General features: G+C 46.3%; 1 protein-coding gene. It reads left to right on the top strand.

Features of this window, described 5'->3' with window-relative positions:
* Nucleotides 1-19: 19 nt before the first annotated feature.
* Nucleotides 20-25,948 (top strand): DUF1542 domain-containing protein, encoded by a 25,929-nt coding sequence (locus SP4011_RS09540; protein ID WP_338619047.1) that lies wholly within the window; start codon nt 20-22, stop codon nt 25,946-25,948.
* Nucleotides 25,949-25,960 lie beyond the last annotated feature (12 nt).

The following is a 25,960-nucleotide window of genomic DNA, read 5'->3' as shown; positions in this document are numbered from 1 at the left end:
AACGAGAGGTAATTCAATCATGAAAAAATCATATCGTGATGATAACGGGGAAAAGGTCTTCCGTTATTCCATTCGTAAGTACCACTTTGGTGCTGCCAGTGTTGCGGTAGCGGCTCTGATGTTTTTTGCCAACGGAGCTGTGGCAGCGAGTGAGACAATTACTCCAGTTACGGCAAGTGATGTCGTTACGGCAGGTTCTGATGGCAATGCAGATGGGGTTCCAGGAACCTCGGATGAGGAAGACTCCAAGCAAGCTCTGACTGACCAGCCAGCTGAACTTAAACCAGCTGATGAGCTAAAAGCACAAGAGGCGCCGGCTGAAGAAGCTGAACAAGGGAAAGCTGTGTCTAAGCCTGCTGAGGTAGACTCTAACTCTAGCCAGCCAGAGTCTGCTCAAGAGAAGCCTCAAGCAGAGGGAGAAAAAGAGCAAGAACAGCCAGCTGCTGTTGCTAATACAGAGGCAGCCAAATCGACTCAAGGGAATCTGCAAGCTTTGTTGGCAAACCTAACCCTAGACTCTATGAAGGCTCTCCACGATGAAGTGGAAGCGGGTCTAGCAGCAGCTAATGCAGTTTTGAGCGACCCTAAAGCGACACAAGCGCAGGTTGATGAGCAAGCAAGACTGATGGCTGAGCTTATGAGCCGTGTTAATCAAGCCTTGACACCTAGCCTAGAAACTCCAACAATCTTGGAAAATGCGGGTCTCACATCTACAGGTTTGGCATCTACTGGACTTGCTAGTCCAGAGGGAGCTACGACTAATCAAGCAAGTGGAGGGAAAGGTCGTAGAAGAGCTTTGAGCGCGCCTACGTCAGATGAAAATCAAGCCAATCCATCTGCTGGAGGAAACACAACAGCTGCTGGGACGAACTCTCAAACGACTCCGCAGGCACTCCCAACCTACACCAATACAGAAGGTGAAAATGGTGTTTATGGACTAAAAGATGAATTAGAGTTCATCACTGAGCAACTCCGAGCTAACGGAGCGTCAGCAGATAAAATCCAAGCAGCCAAGGCAGCTGTTGATAAGTTCAATGAAGCCTTCTCTAAAGGCTACACCATCAGTCAAGAAGATTTTAATGCTGCCCTAGCAGATCTGAAAAAATCACGTGAACTGATTGAAGGAGTCCTCTCTGAAAAAGAGGCTAATGGAGCGGTTGTTTCAAATCCCCTTGAACCACGAGCTTCGAATGGTGGTTCATCTGACTATGAAGCTATTCCAATTGAGGATGAATCAGCAATAGCTGACAATGTAACTATCCAACCACGAACCAACACTACAGGATGGTCAGGTTTCCGCAATGTGTCAGCAGGCGCACTAACTCGTACGACACGTTCTGCTGATCAAAATAGAGCAGGAACAGGAATTTATAAAAATAAATATAGATATTATTTTGAAAGGGGTCAAGACCCTGACAGTCCTTATAGTCGTTATACTCTTGCCTTCTTTAACTTAAAAAGACCTCAAGGTACAGGGATACCTGAGTTAGTAAAAGGCTTAGAAAGCTATTTAACAGCAAAAGTTACTCCAACAGGGAATGGACTTCATTGGGATATTGAAATTAACAAGGGTAGACAATCTGTAGATGGACTTAGCTTTATTTTTACTGTACCTAGTGGACAAATTATAAAACCAGATACAGTAACTGTAACTAAAACGGATGACCAAGGTACTACTTCGCACTCTGCTAGTGCTAGTGGAAGTGATGATGAGCTGAGCGCATCTTTAAAAAGGGCTAATGCACAAAATGTAGCTAAAGGAACGCCAGCTAATACGAATGCACAGAATATTGGGAGACATTCGTCACAATCAAATTATTATAGTGTTAGGACGCTTCAGGATTTTGTAACTGGAGAAGCTGGAAAGTTTGGAGATGCTTACTACTCTAGGGGAGATGGAAGCAGGCGCGGCGGGTATGAAGAACTTCATGACTCTTCGGAACTTACTTTAGGGGATAATAAACTAAAACAAGTTATAGATTCTAGGGGAACGACTTATTATGGTCGTGTAGCTGGAAATAACAAATACCGAATTGCTTTCCAAACTACAGGAAATGATGATTTAGATAAGTTATCATATCTAGCTGCTATAAAAGGATTTATAAATGGTAGAGCTAACTATGGTTTAGTTTTACATGCCAGAACGGATGCTGAAAAAGGTTTCGCAGATAAAAAGAAATTCCGCCTTAAAGGGAATGGATACTACGAAGTTGATAAAAATACCGCTTACTTCACAAATAGTGGTTTATATGGAGAAGGTAGTGTCGTTAAAACAGATGGTAACAATAAAGCTTACTCTTATGCTAAATATGATGATAGACCTCTGGACTCTGGAGTTAAGGGAGTGTTAACTGCTAGTAAGAATAGAGGTTCAGACGGAGCATTCGAGCTTGATGTGAAATCGTATAGCGAATATGTAGATGAAGCTGATAGGGTACTAAATAAAGAAACAGCTATACACGATGCAGAAGCTGCAGGTCAAAATATTACTTGGTACAAAGGTGTAGGTGAAATCAGCAAAGAAGACCTAACAAAAGATGCTATCTCTACACCTGGTGTTCATACTTATAAATATAAAGTTTCATATACAGATGGTTCTTATAATGAAGGTACAATTAATTTTGTAACAAAACCGAAGAAACCAACTATTGATACAAACTTGAGCACAGCGGCTGGGACAACTACGAATATTAGAGTATCCAATGTGGATAGCAATACGACTGTTGAACTCTATAAAAAAGTCGGTGAGGGACAAAACGACACCCTGGTATCTAGTATCTCTTCAGGGGACCAAGGAGGAACCGTTACTTTTAACAATATCACTGTTGACTATGCAAATTATTACGTCAAGCAAAAGGTTAACGGCACTTGGTATGGACAGGATGGTACAAAACGTGAGGGTGTCTATTCAGACCAATCGTCAGAAAAAGATGCATCAGCGATTGTTATAGAGCGTATCGCTGCTATTGGTGGACGAAGCGATACAAATTGGAAGGATAAACCTGCTTTAAATAACATTACGGACTTTAACCTACCAGCTGGAAGTGACGTTTTGATAGGATTTCGAGCTAAGAGTCCAAAAGGGCTTAAGAGCTTGAATGTCACTGTTTTGGGTGGGCTAAAAGGAGAGGCTAAAGAATCTTATGGACAAAAAGGCGAAACGACACTAGGGGTCAACTTAAGAGCTCCAGGAGGAAACTCAGGTGGCTATTCTGTCGTCGTCGCTGCTACTGATAGTTTAGGGAATGTAAAAGAATACCGAATGAATATAAGTTTTCCGCCAAACTCAGGTAGCTTTGACAAAAATCCACCAGAAGACTATGTCAGCACTCCAGAAAAGCTCAAGGGTAAGGCTCTGGTTCCTCTTGCAACAGAACAGCCACCAATTGTTATTAAAGCTAAAGGAATCAATGTTAGTAACGCTCATGGCATTGACGGTAAACATAAATGGAAGGCTTTCTTAGTAGATGGTGGTAGAAATGTTGACGATTCAGATTCTGGTAGTAAAAAAGCAGTTGACTTTAAAGATCATATTGTAGCAGAGACAATAGTTAAAGAAGATGGAACTGCTGAATTTATATCTGCTCGAAAAGGGGATTTCAAGCGGGAACAATTGAAAAGGGAACCCTTGCATCTGGTTGTGGCTATGGTCAATACTGACACAAATCAAATTGTCGATAAGTACGTCTCTGCTTTGAGTGATGATACTCTGGAAGCTACTTACCCTCAGTTTACCAAGAGTCCAGAACTAGACAAGGGAACGAATGAAATTACAGCTTCTATCGGTCACTTACAAGCGGATAAGGCGCAAGTTCGCTATAAAGATGAAGCTGGAATTGACAAGACTGTTGGTTTTAGCAAGGTCAATAGTCGTTGGGAAAAAGACAATCCGAATCAAGATACCACTATCGTCGTAACAGAAGATGCTGGAAATACAGGAACAGCAACGGTTCATATTCCTTCTGGTACAGCTAAGGGTGGCACAAAAATCTATGCTCGCCAAAAAGTAGATGCTAGTACAGAGTACAGCGAAGAGAGTAGTATAGATGTACCTACGGGACCAACAGCCCGACATCCAAACAAACCAGAGATTAACCAAAGTCCAGAAGACTTGGATGTAACCATAAAAGTAGGACGAGGAAACGCGAATAGAGCAACTGTATTATTTAGTGATCCAAGGGGCTCTTTCCAAACTGTAATGCTTTCTAAAACAGGAAACAGTTGGGAAAAGGATCAAGCGCAAGCGGTCCCATATGTCTCTGTTACAAATAGTAACGATGGAACAGCCCTAGTTCGTATCCCATATGGAGAAGCTAGAATTGGTTCGCAAGTTGTAACCAACCAGAGAGAAGAAGGACAAACCCTTGTATCTGAGAATGCCGTTCATAAAGTTTTAGGACGCTTGGAAGGCTTGACGAATGTAGCCCAAGCAGATGGTTCTGTGGAAATCCGTGTTCCGGAAGATGCGACGCGTATGAGTTTGACCTATACGCCACAGGGTCAAGCAGCACCTAAGACATTGGAATATACCAAAACGGGAACAACCTGGACAAGACACGATGGAACAAACACTTATTCTGAAGATCGTAAGATTATTATTCCGAAAGCTAATGTTGCGGATGGCTCAACAGTTTCGGTCATCGCATCAAATGACAATAGTACAACTACTACTGTAGAAAGCAAAGCCAAGTTTGAACAACCGAGCGGAACAACTAGTACTACACGTCAAAACGGAGATGTAGAAGTTACATTACCGACAGATGCAGAAAAAGTAACCTTAACTTATAAGAATAAACAAAATACCAATGCCACAGTAACCTTGGCTAAAGAAGGAACTAATTGGACATCTTCAACAAACTTACCAGATGGTGTCAGTCTAGCAAATGGTAAGGTTACGCTTGACTATACAAAAGTAAATAGGGATACAAATATCACAACGGCCTCTACTAGAGGAAAGGGTGATGTTGAATCTCAAGCAAATAACCAAAGTTATGCTATCCCAGAACACACAGCTCCAACAACCCAAAACGTTGTTATCGCTGCCGGTGCGACACCTACAAATGAGCAGCTAGCTACAGGTGTAACAGTCGCAACCAAACAATCCGTTGTAGCTAAAGACCCACAAACCGCTATTGCTGCAGGAACGACGAAAGTTGTTGCAACTACCTTGACTTACCAAGATGGGTCAACGGAAGATGTAGATATAACGGTTAAATCAAGACCAAATACTCCAACAGTAACTAAGAGTCGAGAAAATCTTGTTGATGAAGCTTTGGAATCTACAGCGCGTAGCATTTCAGGAACAGCAGCTCCAAGGGCAACTGTAACAATCACCTTGCAAGATGGAACACAACGTACTGCGCAAGCGGATGAAAACGGTGCATGGAGTTATGCTCTAAAAGATAGAGAAGTGTTATCATATACACCTAATGGTTTTAATAACAATAGAACGGATACTCTAGGGGTTAATGCAACTCGTGTTAAAGTTTCGCAAACGGTAGACAATATTTCTTCTGCTGAAAAAGAGATAGATGTTTATCTAGGAAATGCCAATGTAGTAGGAGCGGTAGCGGCTGGTCGTGATATTGATTTGAGCATTCCGCACGATGCGTACACAGTGGCAGTAAAAGTAGCAGGTAGGGGAAGTGATATCGGAATTACTCGAGATGCTACAGGAAACTGGAGAATTGTGGATGCTAGAGATCGTGATGCTATAGAGATTGTTCAAGGTAGTGCGAATCAGGATCCGAGTCGCATAAATCTAACACTTAGGTTGAAAAATACCGATCCAGCAAGTACACCTAGCTTTAGGCTTCAAAAAGGTGATAACAAGATAGAGACACGTGTTCATGTACCGATAGGTAACGATATTTGGGGTAGACCTGCGAGCGGATGGGTTGGAAGCTCGGTAACCAATACACTTCCAACAGTAGAATGGCGGTCTGGAAAAGAAGTTCAGGAAGGTCAAACCATTCCATCGCCAACAGTCGATGAGTTGAAAGATTACTTTGCGGGTCATGACGTTGAGGATGATGCAGGTAAGACAGTAGGATACGGAGCTTCTTCACAAAGGAACTTACGTGTTCGTGTATTCACTGGTCGAGATACTGCTCGCAATATCGAGGGAACTTCTGTCAGTGCTCAAGCAAATGGTCGCATCGCTCCAGGTAACTATACTCTTGTCTTATCAACACGAGATGCTGCAGGAGAAGAGTCTAATCTTCTTGAAAGAAATGTCGTGATTAAGAGCCATGCTAATTATTATCGTGACACTGTTAAGTACCCAACAGATGCTGAAAAAGTCACCTATAATGATACGGCCATCACGAATGGTAACTTTACACCAGCAGCCAAAACAAACTTTAAAGATAAGATCCAAGAGCTAAATCGTACGGTACTTCCAGCTACAACAACCTATACAGCTGGTAATATAGAAGATAAGACCAAGGTAGCTGTGCTTGGTTTCCCAGATGGTTCTACTATTGCTATTTCTCATACTCAAGTAGCCAAACCAACAGAGCCGACATTTACTAGGACCGCTGGTGATGAACATGATCCTAAGTTACAAGATATAGACCGTGTAGTTAGAGGTAGGGCGCTTCAAAGTGCTACGAAGGTTGTATTGACCTTACAAACAGGTAAAACTGTTGGAATTGACGCTAATAACGGAAAAGACCCAGCTAATCTTCAACCAGGCGAAGGTGCACTGAAAAATGGTGTCTGGACATATAAACTAGAGAATAATATGTACTTACGTCAAACAGAGCACACAGCTGAAATTGGCTCGTCAGACCAACCTGTTAAAGTAAAACAAATTGTCTTTACTGCCGAAAGCGATGAAAGCAAGATTTATGTAGCTAAAAAGCGTAATTTCGAAGGTAAAACCATTACAGCAGCTAAGGGAAGTCAAACTCTGACTGCCTTGAAAGCAGATGCTCGAAAAGGCATTAAATATACTGAAAACGATGTAGAAAAAGACTTCCCAGGTGACTTTACAGCTATATGGAAAGACGGACAGCCTGATATTGAAAGGGTTGGAACAAGAACATATAAGGTTCGATTATCAGAGACTGGTTCAAGTAGGGTCGACGAACGCGATGTAAAGATTACAGTTACCAATCCAGCACCAGCAGAGTTGGCTCATGAGAACAAGCAAAATGGTACAACTCGTATTAAGTTACCAGATGATGCGGATAGAGTTGAATTTACAATCCCTGGTGATAATCAGTTAAATGATGTGATTGTCACACACTCAGAAAGGGATGGATGGACAGTACCAGCTAACTCTGTACTTACAAAAGATGGTGACTACTTAGTTGTTAACTCGAAAGATGTTGGAAGAACTCGCAAGATTACAGCTGTTGCTACTAAAGGTGAAGGAAATCTTAAGAGCGCAGAAACAGAAACATCAATTACGGTGCCTGAACATGATATTACGGTTAGTGATATTACTAAACCGTCTACAGGAACTCCAACAGAAACAGATTTATCAAACGCTGTAACAGTTGATAATAAGAAGTCTGTGGTATTGAAACAAGGACAAAGTTACTCAGAAACATTTGGTACCCATAAGATTATTCTTCACGTAATTTATAAGGATGAGAGCCAAGAAGAAGTTTCAGTTAATTATGTTGTTCCAGATACAAGACCAGCAGCGAACACCGCGATTGATCAGGCAGCCACAGCGAAGAAAAACGCTATCGACGGCAACAACCAGTTAACGGATGAAGAGAAGAAAGCGGCGAAAGCAGCAGTTGATACAGAAGTTACAAAAGCGAAGAAAGCTGTAACGGATGCGACAACGAATGATACAGTATCTACAGCGAAAACGGATGGAATCCAAGCCATCAACGATGTAGACACAACGCCGCATTCAAAACCAAACGCTAAGCAAGAAATCGCAACGAAAGCTCAAGAGGCAAACACCGCGATTGACAATACTGCGGACATGACGGAAGACGAACGTAGAGAAGCCAAGCAAGCAGTAGCGGATGCGAAGCAAGATGCGGAATCTAAGATTGATGCGGCAACGACTGATGCCGGAGTAACGGACGCGAAGAATAAGGGAATTGAAGCCCTTAACGAAGCTCATTCAGGCAAGGTTAAACCAGCAGCGAACACCGCGATTGATCAGGCAGCCACAGCGAAGAAAAACGCTATCGACGGCAACAACCAGTTAACGGATGAAGAGAAGAAAGCGGCGAAAGCAGCAGTTGATACAGAAGTTACAAAAGCGAAGAAAGCTGTAACGGATGCGACAACGAATGATACAGTATCTACAGCGAAAACGGATGGAATCCAAGCCATCAACGATGTAGACACAACGCCGCATTCAAAACCAAACGCTAAGCAAGAAATCGCAACGAAAGCTCAAGAGGCAAACACCGCGATTGACAATACTGCGGACATGACGGAAGACGAACGTAGAGAAGCCAAGCAAGCAGTAGCGGATGCGAAGCAAGATGCGGAATCTAAGATTGATGCGGCAACGACTGATGCCGGAGTAACGGACGCGAAGAATAAGGGAATTGAAGCCCTTAACGAAGCTCATTCAGGCAAGGTTAAACCAGCAGCGAACACCGCGATTGATCAGGCAGCCACAGCGAAGAAAAACGCTATCGACGGCAACAACCAGTTAACGGATGAAGAGAAGAAAGCGGCGAAAGCAGCAGTTGATACAGAAGTTACAAAAGCGAAGAAAGCTGTAACGGATGCGACAACGAATGATACAGTATCTACAGCGAAAACGGATGGAATCCAAGCCATCAACGATGTAGACACAACGCCGCATTCAAAACCAAACGCTAAGCAAGAAATCGCAACGAAAGCTCAAGAGGCAAACACCGCGATTGACAATACTGCGGACATGACGGAAGACGAACGTAGAGAAGCCAAGCAAGCAGTAGCGGATGCGAAGCAAGATGCGGAATCTAAGATTGATGCGGCAACGACTGATGCCGGAGTAACGGACGCGAAGAATAAGGGAATTGAAGCCCTTAACGAAGCTCATTCAGGCAAGGTTAAACCAGCAGCGAACACCGCGATTGATCAGGCAGCCACAGCGAAGAAAAACGCTATCGACGGCAACAACCAGTTAACGGATGAAGAGAAGAAAGCGGCGAAAGCAGCAGTTGATACAGAAGTTACAAAAGCGAAGAAAGCTGTAACGGATGCGACAACGAATGATACAGTATCTACAGCGAAAACGGATGGAATCCAAGCCATCAACGATGTAGACACAACGCCGCATTCAAAACCAAACGCTAAGCAAGAAATCGCAACGAAAGCTCAAGAGGCAAACACCGCGATTGACAATACTGCGGACATGACGGAAGACGAACGTAGAGAAGCCAAGCAAGCAGTAGCGGATGCGAAGCAAGATGCGGAATCTAAGATTGATGCGGCAACGACTGATGCCGGAGTAACGGACGCGAAGAATAAGGGAATTGAAGCCCTTAACGAAGCTCATTCAGGCAAGGTTAAACCAGCAGCGAACACCGCGATTGATCAGGCAGCCACAGCGAAGAAAAACGCTATCGACGGCAACAACCAGTTAACGGATGAAGAGAAGAAAGCGGCGAAAGCAGCAGTTGATACAGAAGTTACAAAAGCGAAGAAAGCTGTAACGGATGCGACAACGAATGATACAGTATCTACAGCGAAAACGGATGGAATCCAAGCCATCAACGATGTAGACACAACGCCGCATTCAAAACCAAACGCTAAGCAAGAAATCGCAACGAAAGCTCAAGAGGCAAACACCGCGATTGACAATACTGCGGACATGACGGAAGACGAACGTAGAGAAGCCAAGCAAGCAGTAGCGGATGCGAAGCAAGATGCGGAATCTAAGATTGATGCGGCAACGACTGATGCCGGAGTAACGGACGCGAAGAATAAGGGAATTGAAGCCCTTAACGAAGCTCATTCAGGCAAGGTTAAACCAGCAGCGAACACCGCGATTGATCAGGCAGCCACAGCGAAGAAAAACGCTATCGACGGCAACAACCAGTTAACGGATGAAGAGAAGAAAGCGGCGAAAGCAGCAGTTGATACAGAAGTTACAAAAGCGAAGAAAGCTGTAACGGATGCGACAACGAATGATACAGTATCTACAGCGAAAACGGATGGAATCCAAGCCATCAACGATGTAGACACAACGCCGCATTCAAAACCAAACGCTAAGCAAGAAATCGCAACGAAAGCTCAAGAGGCAAACACCGCGATTGACAATACTGCGGACATGACGGAAGACGAACGTAGAGAAGCCAAGCAAGCAGTAGCGGATGCGAAGCAAGATGCGGAATCTAAGATTGATGCGGCAACGACTGATGCCGGAGTAACGGACGCGAAGAATAAGGGAATTGAAGCCCTTAACGAAGCTCATTCAGGCAAGGTTAAACCAGCAGCGAACACCGCGATTGATCAGGCAGCCACAGCGAAGAAAAACGCTATCGACGGCAACAACCAGTTAACGGATGAAGAGAAGAAAGCGGCGAAAGCAGCAGTTGATACAGAAGTTACAAAAGCGAAGAAAGCTGTAACGGATGCGACAACGAATGATACAGTATCTACAGCGAAAACGGATGGAATCCAAGCCATCAACGATGTAGACACAACGCCGCATTCAAAACCAAACGCTAAGCAAGAAATCGCAACGAAAGCTCAAGAGGCAAACACCGCGATTGACAATACTGCGGACATGACGGAAGACGAACGTAGAGAAGCCAAGCAAGCAGTAGCGGATGCGAAGCAAGATGCGGAATCTAAGATTGATGCGGCAACGACTGATGCCGGAGTAACGGACGCGAAGAATAAGGGAATTGAAGCCCTTAACGAAGCTCATTCAGGCAAGGTTAAACCAGCAGCGAACACCGCGATTGATCAGGCAGCCACAGCGAAGAAAAACGCTATCGACGGCAACAACCAGTTAACGGATGAAGAGAAGAAAGCGGCGAAAGCAGCAGTTGATACAGAAGTTACAAAAGCGAAGAAAGCTGTAACGGATGCGACAACGAATGATACAGTATCTACAGCGAAAACGGATGGAATCCAAGCCATCAACGATGTAGACACAACGCCGCATTCAAAACCAAACGCTAAGCAAGAAATCGCAACGAAAGCTCAAGAGGCAAACACCGCGATTGACAATACTGCGGACATGACGGAAGACGAACGTAGAGAAGCCAAGCAAGCAGTAGCGGATGCGAAGCAAGATGCGGAATCTAAGATTGATGCGGCAACGACTGATGCCGGAGTAACGGACGCGAAGAATAAGGGAATTGAAGCCCTTAACGAAGCTCATTCAGGCAAGGTTAAACCAGCAGCGAACACCGCGATTGATCAGGCAGCCACAGCGAAGAAAAACGCTATCGACGGCAACAACCAGTTAACGGATGAAGAGAAGAAAGCGGCGAAAGCAGCAGTTGATACAGAAGTTACAAAAGCGAAGAAAGCTGTAACGGATGCGACAACGAATGATACAGTATCTACAGCGAAAACGGATGGAATCCAAGCCATCAACGATGTAGACACAACGCCGCATTCAAAACCAAACGCTAAGCAAGAAATCGCAACGAAAGCTCAAGAGGCAAACACCGCGATTGACAATACTGCGGACATGACGGAAGACGAACGTAGAGAAGCCAAGCAAGCAGTAGCGGATGCGAAGCAAGATGCGGAATCTAAGATTGATGCGGCAACGACTGATGCCGGAGTAACGGACGCGAAGAATAAGGGAATTGAAGCCCTTAACGAAGCTCATTCAGGCAAGGTTAAACCAGCAGCGAACACCGCGATTGATCAGGCAGCCACAGCGAAGAAAAACGCTATCGACGGCAACAACCAGTTAACGGATGAAGAGAAGAAAGCGGCGAAAGCAGCAGTTGATACAGAAGTTACAAAAGCGAAGAAAGCTGTAACGGATGCGACAACGAATGATACAGTATCTACAGCGAAAACGGATGGAATCCAAGCCATCAACGATGTAGACACAACGCCGCATTCAAAACCAAACGCTAAGCAAGAAATCGCAACGAAAGCTCAAGAGGCAAACACCGCGATTGACAATACTGCGGACATGACGGAAGACGAACGTAGAGAAGCCAAGCAAGCAGTAGCGGATGCGAAGCAAGATGCGGAATCTAAGATTGATGCGGCAACGACTGATGCCGGAGTAACGGACGCGAAGAATAAGGGAATTGAAGCCCTTAACGAAGCTCATTCAGGCAAGGTTAAACCAGCAGCGAACACCGCGATTGATCAGGCAGCCACAGCGAAGAAAAACGCTATCGACGGCAACAACCAGTTAACGGATGAAGAGAAGAAAGCGGCGAAAGCAGCAGTTGATACAGAAGTTACAAAAGCGAAGAAAGCTGTAACGGATGCGACAACGAATGATACAGTATCTACAGCGAAAACGGATGGAATCCAAGCCATCAACGATGTAGACACAACGCCGCATTCAAAACCAAACGCTAAGCAAGAAATCGCAACGAAAGCTCAAGAGGCAAACACCGCGATTGACAATACTGCGGACATGACGGAAGACGAACGTAGAGAAGCCAAGCAAGCAGTAGCGGATGCGAAGCAAGATGCGGAATCTAAGATTGATGCGGCAACGACTGATGCCGGAGTAACGGACGCGAAGAATAAGGGAATTGAAGCCCTTAACGAAGCTCATTCAGGCAAGGTTAAACCAGCAGCGAACACCGCGATTGATCAGGCAGCCACAGCGAAGAAAAACGCTATCGACGGCAACAACCAGTTAACGGATGAAGAGAAGAAAGCGGCGAAAGCAGCAGTTGATACAGAAGTTACAAAAGCGAAGAAAGCTGTAACGGATGCGACAACGAATGATACAGTATCTACAGCGAAAACGGATGGAATCCAAGCCATCAACGATGTAGACACAACGCCGCATTCAAAACCAAACGCTAAGCAAGAAATCGCAACGAAAGCTCAAGAGGCAAACACCGCGATTGACAATACTGCGGACATGACGGAAGACGAACGTAGAGAAGCCAAGCAAGCAGTAGCGGATGCGAAGCAAGATGCGGAATCTAAGATTGATGCGGCAACGACTGATGCCGGAGTAACGGACGCGAAGAATAAGGGAATTGAAGCCCTTAACGAAGCTCATTCAGGCAAGGTTAAACCAGCAGCGAACACCGCGATTGATCAGGCAGCCACAGCGAAGAAAAACGCTATCGACGGCAACAACCAGTTAACGGATGAAGAGAAGAAAGCGGCGAAAGCAGCAGTTGATACAGAAGTTACAAAAGCGAAGAAAGCTGTAACGGATGCGACAACGAATGATACAGTATCTACAGCGAAAACGGATGGAATCCAAGCCATCAACGATGTAGACACAACGCCGCATTCAAAACCAAACGCTAAGCAAGAAATCGCAACGAAAGCTCAAGAGGCAAACACCGCGATTGACAATACTGCGGACATGACGGAAGACGAACGTAGAGAAGCCAAGCAAGCAGTAGCGGATGCGAAGCAAGATGCGGAATCTAAGATTGATGCGGCAACGACTGATGCCGGAGTAACGGACGCGAAGAATAAGGGAATTGAAGCCCTTAACGAAGCTCATTCAGGCAAGGTTAAACCAGCAGCGAACACCGCGATTGATCAGGCAGCCACAGCGAAGAAAAACGCTATCGACGGCAACAACCAGTTAACGGATGAAGAGAAGAAAGCGGCGAAAGCAGCAGTTGATACAGAAGTTACAAAAGCGAAGAAAGCTGTAACGGATGCGACAACGAATGATACAGTATCTACAGCGAAAACGGATGGAATCCAAGCCATCAACGATGTAGACACAACGCCGCATTCAAAACCAAACGCTAAGCAAGAAATCGCAACGAAAGCTCAAGAGGCAAACACCGCGATTGACAATACTGCGGACATGACGGAAGACGAACGTAGAGAAGCCAAGCAAGCAGTAGCGGATGCGAAGCAAGATGCGGAATCTAAGATTGATGCGGCAACGACTGATGCCGGAGTAACGGACGCGAAGAATAAGGGAATTGAAGCCCTTAACGAAGCTCATTCAGGCAAGGTTAAACCAGCAGCGAACACCGCGATTGATCAGGCAGCCACAGCGAAGAAAAACGCTATCGACGGCAACAACCAGTTAACGGATGAAGAGAAGAAAGCGGCGAAAGCAGCAGTTGATACAGAAGTTACAAAAGCGAAGAAAGCTGTAACGGATGCGACAACGAATGATACAGTATCTACAGCGAAAACGGATGGAATCCAAGCCATCAACGATGTAGACACAACGCCGCATTCAAAACCAAACGCTAAGCAAGAAATCGCAACGAAAGCTCAAGAGGCAAACACCGCGATTGACAATACTGCGGACATGACGGAAGACGAACGTAGAGAAGCCAAGCAAGCAGTAGCGGATGCGAAGCAAGATGCGGAATCTAAGATTGATGCGGCAACGACTGATGCCGGAGTAACGGACGCGAAGAATAAGGGAATTGAAGCCCTTAACGAAGCTCATTCAGGCAAGGTTAAACCAGCAGCGAACACCGCGATTGATCAGGCAGCCACAGCGAAGAAAAACGCTATCGACGGCAACAACCAGTTAACGGATGAAGAGAAGAAAGCGGCGAAAGCAGCAGTTGATACAGAAGTTACAAAAGCGAAGAAAGCTGTAACGGATGCGACAACGAATGATACAGTATCTACAGCGAAAACGGATGGAATCCAAGCCATCAACGATGTAGACACAACGCCGCATTCAAAACCAAACGCTAAGCAAGAAATCGCAACGAAAGCTCAAGAGGCAAACACCGCGATTGACAATACTGCGGACATGACGGAAGACGAACGTAGAGAAGCCAAGCAAGCAGTAGCGGATGCGAAGCAAGATGCGGAATCTAAGATTGATGCGGCAACGACTGATGCCGGAGTAACGGACGCGAAGAATAAGGGAATTGAAGCCCTTAACGAAGCTCATTCAGGCAAGGTTAAACCAGCAGCGAACACCGCGATTGATCAGGCAGCCACAGCGAAGAAAAACGCTATCGACGGCAACAACCAGTTAACGGATGAAGAGAAGAAAGCGGCGAAAGCAGCAGTTGATACAGAAGTTACAAAAGCGAAGAAAGCTGTAACGGATGCGACAACGAATGATACAGTATCTACAGCGAAAACGGATGGAATCCAAGCCATCAACGATGTAGACACAACGCCGCATTCAAAACCAAACGCTAAGCAAGAAATCGCAACGAAAGCTCAAGAGGCAAACACCGCGATTGACAATACTGCGGACATGACGGAAGACGAACGTAGAGAAGCCAAGCAAGCAGTAGCGGATGCGAAGCAAGATGCGGAATCTAAGATTGATGCGGCAACGACTGATGCCGGAGTAACGGACGCGAAGAATAAGGGAATTGAAGCCCTTAACGAAGCTCATTCAGGCAAGGTTAAACCAGCAGCGAACACCGCGATTGATCAGGCAGCCACAGCGAAGAAAAACGCTATCGACGGCAACAACCAGTTAACGGATGAAGAGAAGAAAGCGGCGAAAGCAGCAGTTGATACAGAAGTTACAAAAGCGAAGAAAGCTGTAACGGATGCGACAACGAATGATACAGTATCTACAGCGAAAACGGATGGAATCCAAGCCATCAACGATGTAGACACAACGCCGCATTCAAAACCAAACGCTAAGCAAGAAATCGCAACGAAAGCTCAAGAGGCAAACACCGCGATTGACAATACTGCGGACATGACGGAAGACGAACGTAGAGAAGCCAAGCAAGCAGTAGCGGATGCGAAGCAAGATGCGGAATCTAAGATTGATGCGGCAACGACTGATGCCGGAGTAACGGACGCGAAGAATAAGGGAATTGAAGCCCTTAACGAAGCTCATTCAGGCAAGGTTAAACCAGCAGCGAACACCGCGATTGATCAGGCAGCCACAGCGAAGAAAAACGCTATCGACGGCAACAACCAGTTAACGGATGAAGAGAAGAAAGCGGCGAAAGCAGCAGTTGATACAGAAGTTACAAAAGCGAAGAAAGCTGTAACGGATGCGACAACGAATGATACAGTATCTACAGCGAAAACGGATGGAATCCAAGCCATCAACGATGTAGACACAACGCCGCATTCAAAACCAAACGCTAAGCAAGAAATCGCAACGAAAGCTCAAGAGGCAAACACCGCGATTGACAATACTGCGGACATGACGGAAGACGAACGTAGAGAAGCCAAGCAAGCAGTAGCGGATGCGAAGCAAGATGCGGAATCTAAGATTGATGCGGCAACGACTGATGCCGGAGTAACGGACGCGAAGAATAAGGGAATTGAAGCCCTTAACGAAGCTCATTCAGGCAAGGTTAAACCAGCAGCGAACACCGCGATTGATCAGGCAGCCACAGCGAAGAAAAACGCTATCGACGGCAACAACCAGTTAACGGATGAAGAGAAGAAAGCGGCGAAAGCAGCAGTTGATACAGAAGTTACAAAAGCGAAGAAAGCTGTAACGGATGCGACAACGAATGATACAGTATCTACAGCGAAAACGGATGGAATCCAAGCCATCAACGATGTAGACACAACGCCGCATTCAAAACCAAACGCTAAGCAAGAAATCGCAACGAAAGCTCAAGAGGCAAACACCGCGATTGACAATACTGCGGACATGACGGAAGACGAACGTAGAGAAGCCAAGCAAGCAGTAGCGGATGCGAAGCAAGATGCGGAATCTAAGATTGATGCGGCAACGACTGATGCCGGAGTAACGGACGCGAAGAATAAGGGAATTGAAGCCCTTAACGAAGCTCATTCAGGCAAGGTTAAACCAGCAGCGAACACCGCGATTGATCAGGCAGCCACAGCGAAGAAAAACGCTATCGACGGCAACAACCAGTTAACGGATGAAGAGAAGAAAGCGGCGAAAGCAGCAGTTGATACAGAAGTTACAAAAGCGAAGAAAGCTGTAACGGATGCGACAACGAATGATACAGTATCTACAGCGAAAACGGATGGAATCCAAGCCATCAACGATGTAGACACAACGCCGCATTCAAAACCAAACGCTAAGCAAGAAATCGCAACGAAAGCTCAAGAGGCAAACACCGCGATTGACAATACTGCGGACATGACGGAAGACGAACGTAGAGAAGCCAAGCAAGCAGTAGCGGATGCGAAGCAAGATGCGGAATCTAAGATTGATGCGGCAACGACTGATGCCGGAGTAACGGACGCGAAGAATAAGGGAATTGAAGCCCTTAACGAAGCTCATTCAGGCAAGGTTAAACCAGCAGCGAACACCGCGATTGATCAGGCAGCCACAGCGAAGAAAAACGCTATCGACGGCAACAACCAGTTAACGGATGAAGAGAAGAAAGCGGCGAAAGCAGCAGTTGATACAGAAGTTACAAAAGCGAAGAAAGCTGTAACGGATGCGACAACGAATGATACAGTATCTACAGCGAAAACGGATGGAATCCAAGCCATCAACGATGTAGACACAACGCCGCATTCAAAACCAAACGCTAAGCAAGAAATCGCAACGAAAGCTCAAGAGGCAAACACCGCGATTGACAATACTGCGGACATGACGGAAGACGAACGTAGAGAAGCCAAGCAAGCAGTAGCGGATGCGAAGCAAGATGCGGAATCTAAGATTGATGCGGCAACGACTGATGCCGGAGTAACGGACGCGAAGAATAAGGGAATTGAAGCCCTTAACGAAGCTCATTCAGGCAAGGTTAAACCAGCAGCGAACACCGCGATTGATCAGGCAGCCACAGCGAAGAAAAACGCTATCGACGGCAACAACCAGTTAACGGATGAAGAGAAGAAAGCGGCGAAAGCAGCAGTTGATACAGAAGTTACAAAAGCGAAGAAAGCTGTAACGGATGCGACAACGAATGATACAGTATCTACAGCGAAAACGGATGGAATCCAAGCCATCAACGATGTAGACACAACGCCGCATTCAAAACCAAACGCTAAGCAAGAAATCGCAACGAAAGCTCAAGAGGCAAACACCGCGATTGACAATACTGCGGACATGACGGAAGACGAACGTAGAGAAGCCAAGCAAGCAGTAGCGGATGCGAAGCAAGATGCGGAATCTAAGATTGATGCGGCAACGACTGATGCCGGAGTAACGGACGCGAAGAATAAGGGAATTGAAGCCCTTAACGAAGCTCATTCAGGCAAGGTTAAACCAGCAGCGAACACCGCGATTGATCAGGCAGCCACAGCGAAGAAAAACGCTATCGACGGCAACAACCAGTTAACGGATGAAGAGAAGAAAGCGGCGAAAGCAGCAGTTGATACAGAAGTTACAAAAGCGAAGAAAGCTGTAACGGATGCGACAACGAATGATACAGTATCTACAGCGAAAACGGATGGAATCCAAGCCATCAACGATGTAGACACAACGCCGCATTCAAAACCAAACGCTAAGCAAGAAATCGCAACGAAAGCTCAAGAGGCAAACACCGCGATTGACAATACTGCGGACATGACGGAAGACGAACGTAGAGAAGCCAAGCAAGCAGTAGCGGATGCGAAGCAAGATGCGGAATCTAAGATTGATGCGGCAACGACTGATGCCGGAGTAACGGACGCGAAGAATAAGGGAATTGAAGCCCTTAACGAAGCTCATTCAGGCAAGGTTAAACCAGCAGCGAACACCGCGATTGATCAGGCAGCCACAGCGAAGAAAAACGCTATCGACGGCAACAACCAGTTAACGGATGAAGAGAAGAAAGCGGCGAAAGCAGCAGTTGATACAGAAGTTACAAAAGCGAAGAAAGCTGTAACGGATGCGACAACGAATGATACAGTATCTACAGCGAAAACGGATGGAATCCAAGCCATCAACGATGTAGACACAACGCCGCATTCAAAACCAAACGCTAAGCAAGAAATCGCAACGAAAGCTCAAGAGGCAAACACCGCGATTGACAATACTGCGGACATGACGGAAGACGAACGTAGAGAAGCCAAGCAAGCAGTAGCGGATGCGAAGCAAGATGCGGAATCTAAGATTGATGCGGCAACGACTGATGCCGGAGTAACGGACGCGAAGAATAAGGGAATTGAAGCCCTTAACGAAGCTCATTCAGGCAAGGTTAAACCAGCAGCGAACACCGCGATTGATCAGGCAGCCACAGCGAAGAAAAACGCTATCGACGGCAACAACCAGTTAACGGATGAAGAGAAGAAAGCGGCGAAAGCAGCAGTTGATACAGAAGTTACAAAAGCGAAGAAAGCTGTAACGGATGCGACAACGAATGATACAGTATCTACAGCGAAAACGGATGGAATCCAAGCCATCAACGATGTAGACACAACGCCGCATTCAAAACCAAACGCTAAGCAAGAAATCGCAACGAAAGCTCAAGAGGCAAACACCGCGATTGACAATACTGCGGACATGACGGAAGACGAACGTAGAGAAGCCAAGCAAGCAGTAGCGGATGCGAAGCAAGATGCGGAATCTAAGATTGATGCGGCAACGACTGATGCCGGAGTAACGGACGCGAAGAATAAGGGAATTGAAGCCCTTAACGAAGCTCATTCAGGCAAGGTTAAACCAGCAGCGAACACCGCGATTGATCAGGCAGCCACAGCGAAGAAAAACGCTATCGACGGCAACAACCAGTTAACGGATGAAGAGAAGAAAGCGGCGAAAGCAGCAGTTGATACAGAAGTTACAAAAGCGAAGAAAGCTGTAACGGATGCGACAACGAATGATACAGTATCTACAGCGAAAACGGATGGAATCCAAGCCATCAACGATGTAGACACAACGCCGCATTCAAAACCAAACGCTAAGCAAGAAATCGCAACGAAAGCTCAAGAGGCAAACACCGCGATTGACAATACTGCGGACATGACGGAAGACGAACGTAGAGAAGCCAAGCAAGCAGTAGCGGATGCGAAGCAAGATGCGGAATCTAAGATTGATGCGGCAACGACTGATGCCGGAGTAACGGACGCGAAGAATAAGGGAATTGAAGCCCTTAACGAAGCTCATTCAGGCAAGGTTAAACCAGCAGCGAACACCGCGATTGATCAGGCAGCCACAGCGAAGAAAAACGCTATCGACGGCAACAACCAGTTAACGGATGAAGAGAAGAAAGCGGCGAAAGCAGCAGTTGATACAGAAGTTACAAAAGCGAAGAAAGCTGTAACGGATGCGACAACGAATGATACAGTATCTACAGCGAAAACGGATGGAATCCAAGCCATCAACGATGTAGACACAACGCCGCATTCAAAACCAAACGCTAAGCAAGAAATCGCAACGAAAGCTCAAGAGGCAAACACCGCGATTGACAATACTGCGGACATGACGGAAGACGAACGTAGAGAAGCCAAGCAAGCAGTAGCGGATGCGAAGCAAGATGCGGAATCTAAGATTGATGCGGCAACGACTGATGCCGGAGTAACGGACGCGAAGAATAAGGGAATTGAAGCCCTTAACGAAGCTCATTCAGGCAAGGTTAAACCAGCAGCGAACACCGCGATTGATCAGGCAGCCACAGCGAAGAAAAACGCTATCGACGGCAACAACCAGTTAACGGATGAAGAGAAGAAAGCGGCGAAAGCAGCAGTTGATACAGAAGTTACAAAAGCGAAGAAAGCTGTAACGGATGCGACAACGAATGATACAGTATCTACAGCGAAAACGGATGGAATCCAAGCCATCAACGATGTAGACACAACGCCGCATTCAAAACCAAACGCTAAGCAAGAAATCGCAACGAAAGCTCAAGAGGCAAACACCGCGATTGACAATACTGCGGACATGACGGAAGACGAACGTAGAGAAGCCAAGCAAGCAGTAGCGGATGCGAAGCAAGATGCGGAATCTAAGATTGATGCGGCAACGACTGATGCCGGAGTAACGGACGCGAAGAATAAGGGAATTGAAGCCCTTAACGAAGCTCATTCAGGCAAGGTTAAACCAGCAGCGAACACCGCGATTGATCAGGCAGCCACAGCGAAGAAAAACGCTATCGACGGCAACAACCAGTTAACGGATGAAGAGAAGAAAGCGGCGAAAGCAGCAGTTGATACAGAAGTTACAAAAGCGAAGAAAGCTGTAACGGATGCGACAACGAATGATACAGTATCTACAGCGAAAACGGATGGAATCCAAGCCATCAACGATGTAGACACAACGCCGCATTCAAAACCAAACGCTAAGCAAGAAATCGCAACGAAAGCTCAAGAGGCAAACACCGCGATTGACAATACTGCGGACATGACGGAAGACGAACGTAGAGAAGCCAAGCAAGCAGTAGCGGATGCGAAGCAAGATGCGGAATCTAAGATTGATGCGGCAACGACTGATGCCGGAGTAACGGACGCGAAGAATAAGGGAATTGAAGCCCTTAACGAAGCTCATTCAGGCAAGGTTAAACCAGCAGCGAACACCGCGATTGATCAGGCAGCCACAGCGAAGAAAAACGCTATCGACGGCAACAACCAGTTAACGGATGAAGAGAAGAAAGCGGCGAAAGCAGCAGTTGATACAGAAGTTACAAAAGCGAAGAAAGCTGTAACGGATGCGACAACGAATGATACAGTATCTACAGCGAAAACGGATGGAATCCAAGCCATCAACGATGTAGACACAACGCCGCATTCAAAACCAAACGCTAAGCAAGAAATCGCAACGAAAGCTCAAGAGGCAAACACCGCGATTGACAATACTGCGGACATGACGGAAGACGAACGTAGAGAAGCCAAGCAAGCAGTAGCGGATGCGAAGCAAGATGCGGAATCTAAGATTGATGCGGCAACGACTGATGCCGGAGTAACGGACGCGAAGAATAAGGGAATTGAAGCCCTTAACGAAGCTCATTCAGGCAAGGTTAAACCAGCAGCGAACACCGCGATTGATCAGGCAGCCACAGCGAAGAAAAACGCTATCGACGGCAACAACCAGTTAACGGATGAAGAGAAGAAAGCGGCGAAAGCAGCAGTTGATACAGAAGTTACAAAAGCGAAGAAAGCTGTAACGGATGCGACAACGAATGATACAGTATCTACAGCGAAAACGGATGGAATCCAAGCCATCAACGATGTAGACACAACGCCGCATTCAAAACCAAACGCTAAGCAAGAAATCGCAACGAAAGCTCAAGAGGCAAACACCGCGATTGACAATACTGCGGACATGACGGAAGACGAACGTAGAGAAGCCAAGCAAGCAGTAGCGGATGCGAAGCAAGATGCGGAATCTAAGATTGATGCGGCAACGACTGATGCCGGAGTAACGGACGCGAAGAATAAGGGAATTGAAGCCCTTAACGAAGCTCATTCAGGCAAGGTTAAACCAGCAGCGAACACCGCGATTGATCAGGCAGCCACAGCGAAGAAAAACGCTATCGACGGCAACAACCAGTTAACGGATGAAGAGAAGAAAGCGGCGAAAGCAGCAGTTGATACAGAAGTTACAAAAGCGAAGAAAGCTGTAACGGATGCGACAACGAATGATACAGTATCTACAGCGAAAACGGATGGAATCCAAGCCATCAACGATGTAGACACAACGCCGCATTCAAAACCAAACGCTAAGCAAGAAATCGCAACGAAAGCTCAAGAGGCAAACACCGCGATTGACAATACTGCGGACATGACGGAAGACGAACGTAGAGAAGCCAAGCAAGCAGTAGCGGATGCGAAGCAAGATGCGGAATCTAAGATTGATGCGGCAACGACTGATGCCGGAGTAACGGACGCGAAGAATAAGGGAATTGAAGCCCTTAACGAAGCTCATTCAGGCAAGGTTAAACCAGCAGCGAACACCGCGATTGATCAGGCAGCCACAGCGAAGAAAAACGCTATCGACGGCAACAACCAGTTAACGGATGAAGAGAAGAAAGCGGCGAAAGCAGCAGTTGATACAGAAGTTACAAAAGCGAAGAAAGCTGTAACGGATGCGACAACGAATGATACAGTATCTACAGCGAAAACGGATGGAATCCAAGCCATCAACGATGTAGACACAACGCCGCATTCAAAACCAAACGCTAAGCAAGAAATCGCAACGAAAGCTCAAGAGGCAAACACCGCGATTGACAATACTGCGGACATGACGGAAGACGAACGTAGAGAAGCCAAGCAAGCAGTAGCGGATGCGAAGCAAGATGCGGAATCTAAGATTGATGCGGCAACGACTGATGCCGGAGTAACGGACGCGAAGAATAAGGGAATTGAAGCCCTTAACGAAGCTCATTCAGGCAAGGTTAAACCAGCAGCGAACACCGCGATTGATCAGGCAGCCACAGCGAAGAAAAACGCTATCGACGGCAACAACCAGTTAACGGATGAAGAGAAGAAAGCGGCGAAAGCAGCAGTTGATACAGAAGTTACAAAAGCGAAGAAAGCTGTAACGGATGCGACAACGAATGATACAGTATCTACAGCGAAAACGGATGGAATCCAAGCCATCAACGATGTAGACACAACGCCGCATTCAAAACCAAACGCTAAGCAAGAAATCGCAACGAAAGCTCAAGAGGCAAACACCGCGATTGACAATACTGCGGACATGACGGAAGACGAACGTAGAGAAGCCAAGCAAGCAGTAGCGGATGCGAAGCAAGATGCGGAATCTAAGATTGATGCGGCAACGACTGATGCCGGAGTAACGGACGCGAAGAATAAGGGAATTGAAGCCCTTAACGAAGCTCATTCAGGCAAGGTTAAACCAGCAGCGAACACCGCGATTGATCAGGCAGCCACAGCGAAGAAAAACGCTATCGACGGCAACAACCAGTTAACGGATGAAGAGAAGAAAGCGGCGAAAGCAGCAGTTGATACAGAAGTTACAAAAGCGAAGAAAGCTGTAACGGATGCGACAACGAATGATACAGTATCTACAGCGAAAACGGATGGAATCCAAGCCATCAACGATGTAGACACAACGCCGCATTCAAAACCAAACGCTAAGCAAGAAATCGCAACGAAAGCTCAAGAGGCAAACACCGCGATTGACAATACTGCGGACATGACGGAAGACGAACGTAGAGAAGCCAAGCAAGCAGTAGCGGATGCGAAGCAAGATGCGGAATCTAAGATTGATGCGGCAACGACTGATGCCGGAGTAACGGACGCGAAGAATAAGGGAATTGAAGCCCTTAACGAAGCTCATTCAGGCAAGGTTAAACCAGCAGCGAACACCGCGATTGATCAGGCAGCCACAGCGAAGAAAAACGCTATCGACGGCAACAACCAGTTAACGGATGAAGAGAAGAAAGCGGCGAAAGCAGCAGTTGATACAGAAGTTACAAAAGCGAAGAAAGCTGTAACGGATGCGACAACGAATGATACAGTATCTACAGCGAAAACGGATGGAATCCAAGCCATCAACGATGTAGACACAACGCCGCATTCAAAACCAAACGCTAAGCAAGAAATCGCAACGAAAGCTCAAGAGGCAAACACCGCGATTGACAATACTGCGGACATGACGGAAGACGAACGTAGAGAAGCCAAGCAAGCAGTAGCGGATGCGAAGCAAGATGCGGAATCTAAGATTGATGCGGCAACGACTGATGCCGGAGTAACGGACGCGAAGAATAAGGGAATTGAAGCCCTTAACGAAGCTCATTCAGGCAAGGTTAAACCAGCAGCGAACACCGCGATTGATCAGGCAGCCACAGCGAAGAAAAACGCTATCGACGGCAACAACCAGTTAACGGATGAAGAGAAGAAAGCGGCGAAAGCAGCAGTTGATACAGAAGTTACAAAAGCGAAGAAAGCTGTAACGGATGCGACAACGAATGATACAGTATCTACAGCGAAAACGGATGGAATCCAAGCCATCAACGATGTAGACACAACGCCGCATTCAAAACCAAACGCTAAGCAAGAAATCGACCAAGCAGCTAAGGCTAAGAAAGATGAGATTGATAAGCGTACCGACTTGACGAAAGAAGAGAAGGACAAAGCGAAAACTGATGTTGATACAGCAGTAACTGTCGCTAAGAAAGCTATTGACGACGCGACAACTAACGATAAGGTAGATGAAGCGAAGAATAATGGCAAACAAGCTATCGATAACATCAATCCTCAGCCTGCTCCTCGTCCAAATCCAACTCCACGTCCTGACGACAGTGCTAACACCAACAGCGGTACTAATGCCGATAACGGTGCTAACACCAACAACGGCGGTACTACTACCCCTGCTGACAGCAATAGCAACAGTACGACACCGGGTAACAGTGGTAATACTCCAGCCCCTGGTGTGACGACAGACGATAGTAGTAATAGCAATCCTGCTACTCCATCGTCTACTGTTGGACAGGCTCAAGCAAGTACTCCAGCTCAAGAAACACCAGTTTCTACATCTACTTCAAACAATTCAGGCACTACAGTGACTCCTAGCGAGACTCGTCCTGTTGACAAGTCTGAACTTGCTCGATTGGTTGAAGAACTAGAAACTCGTTTGAAAGACTTGGATGGTATTGATCAATCTGTCATCGACGCTGCGAAGATCATTCTCGGAGAGGGTCAAGAAGCCCTTAGAAATGCTGACTTGACAGAGGCAGGCTTGAAAGAGATGACTGCCAAGGTCAAAGAAGCACTCGAATCCTTGAAAGGCAAGCAAGCGACTAAGGATGAAGAAGAAATGAAAGAAACAAGGAAAGAGCAAGGTCATCTTCCATATGGTACGATGATTGGCAGTCTACTTGCCCTTCTTGGTCTCCTTCTCTTCCTCATCGCTCGTCGCAAGAAAGAGTCAGAACTCAAGAAATTGACCAAGGAATTGACTAAGGTTCTGCAAGAAAACGACCTTACAAGTGTAGATGCGAAAGTTCTCGACCAAGCACGAGAAGCACTCGCTCAAGCAGTTGCTTTCCTAGCCAATGAGAAAGAGTCTGACCACACAGAAGATGAGTTGATTGAGAAACTCAAAGCTATTCTTGCTCAGTTAAGATAAGCGACATGTGAA

The organism is Streptococcus parapneumoniae, from assembly GCF_037076355.1.
In the GTDB taxonomy this organism is placed as follows: domain Bacteria; phylum Bacillota; class Bacilli; order Lactobacillales; family Streptococcaceae; genus Streptococcus; species Streptococcus parapneumoniae.
This window is presented reverse-complemented; position numbering and strand designations above follow the sequence as displayed.

Bases quoted from the DNA above. Each gene is read 5' to 3' on its own strand.
- SP4011_RS09540 (WP_338619047.1), top strand. From the start codon at position 20: ATGAAAAAATCATATCGTGATGATAACGGGGAAAAGGTCTTCCGTTAT.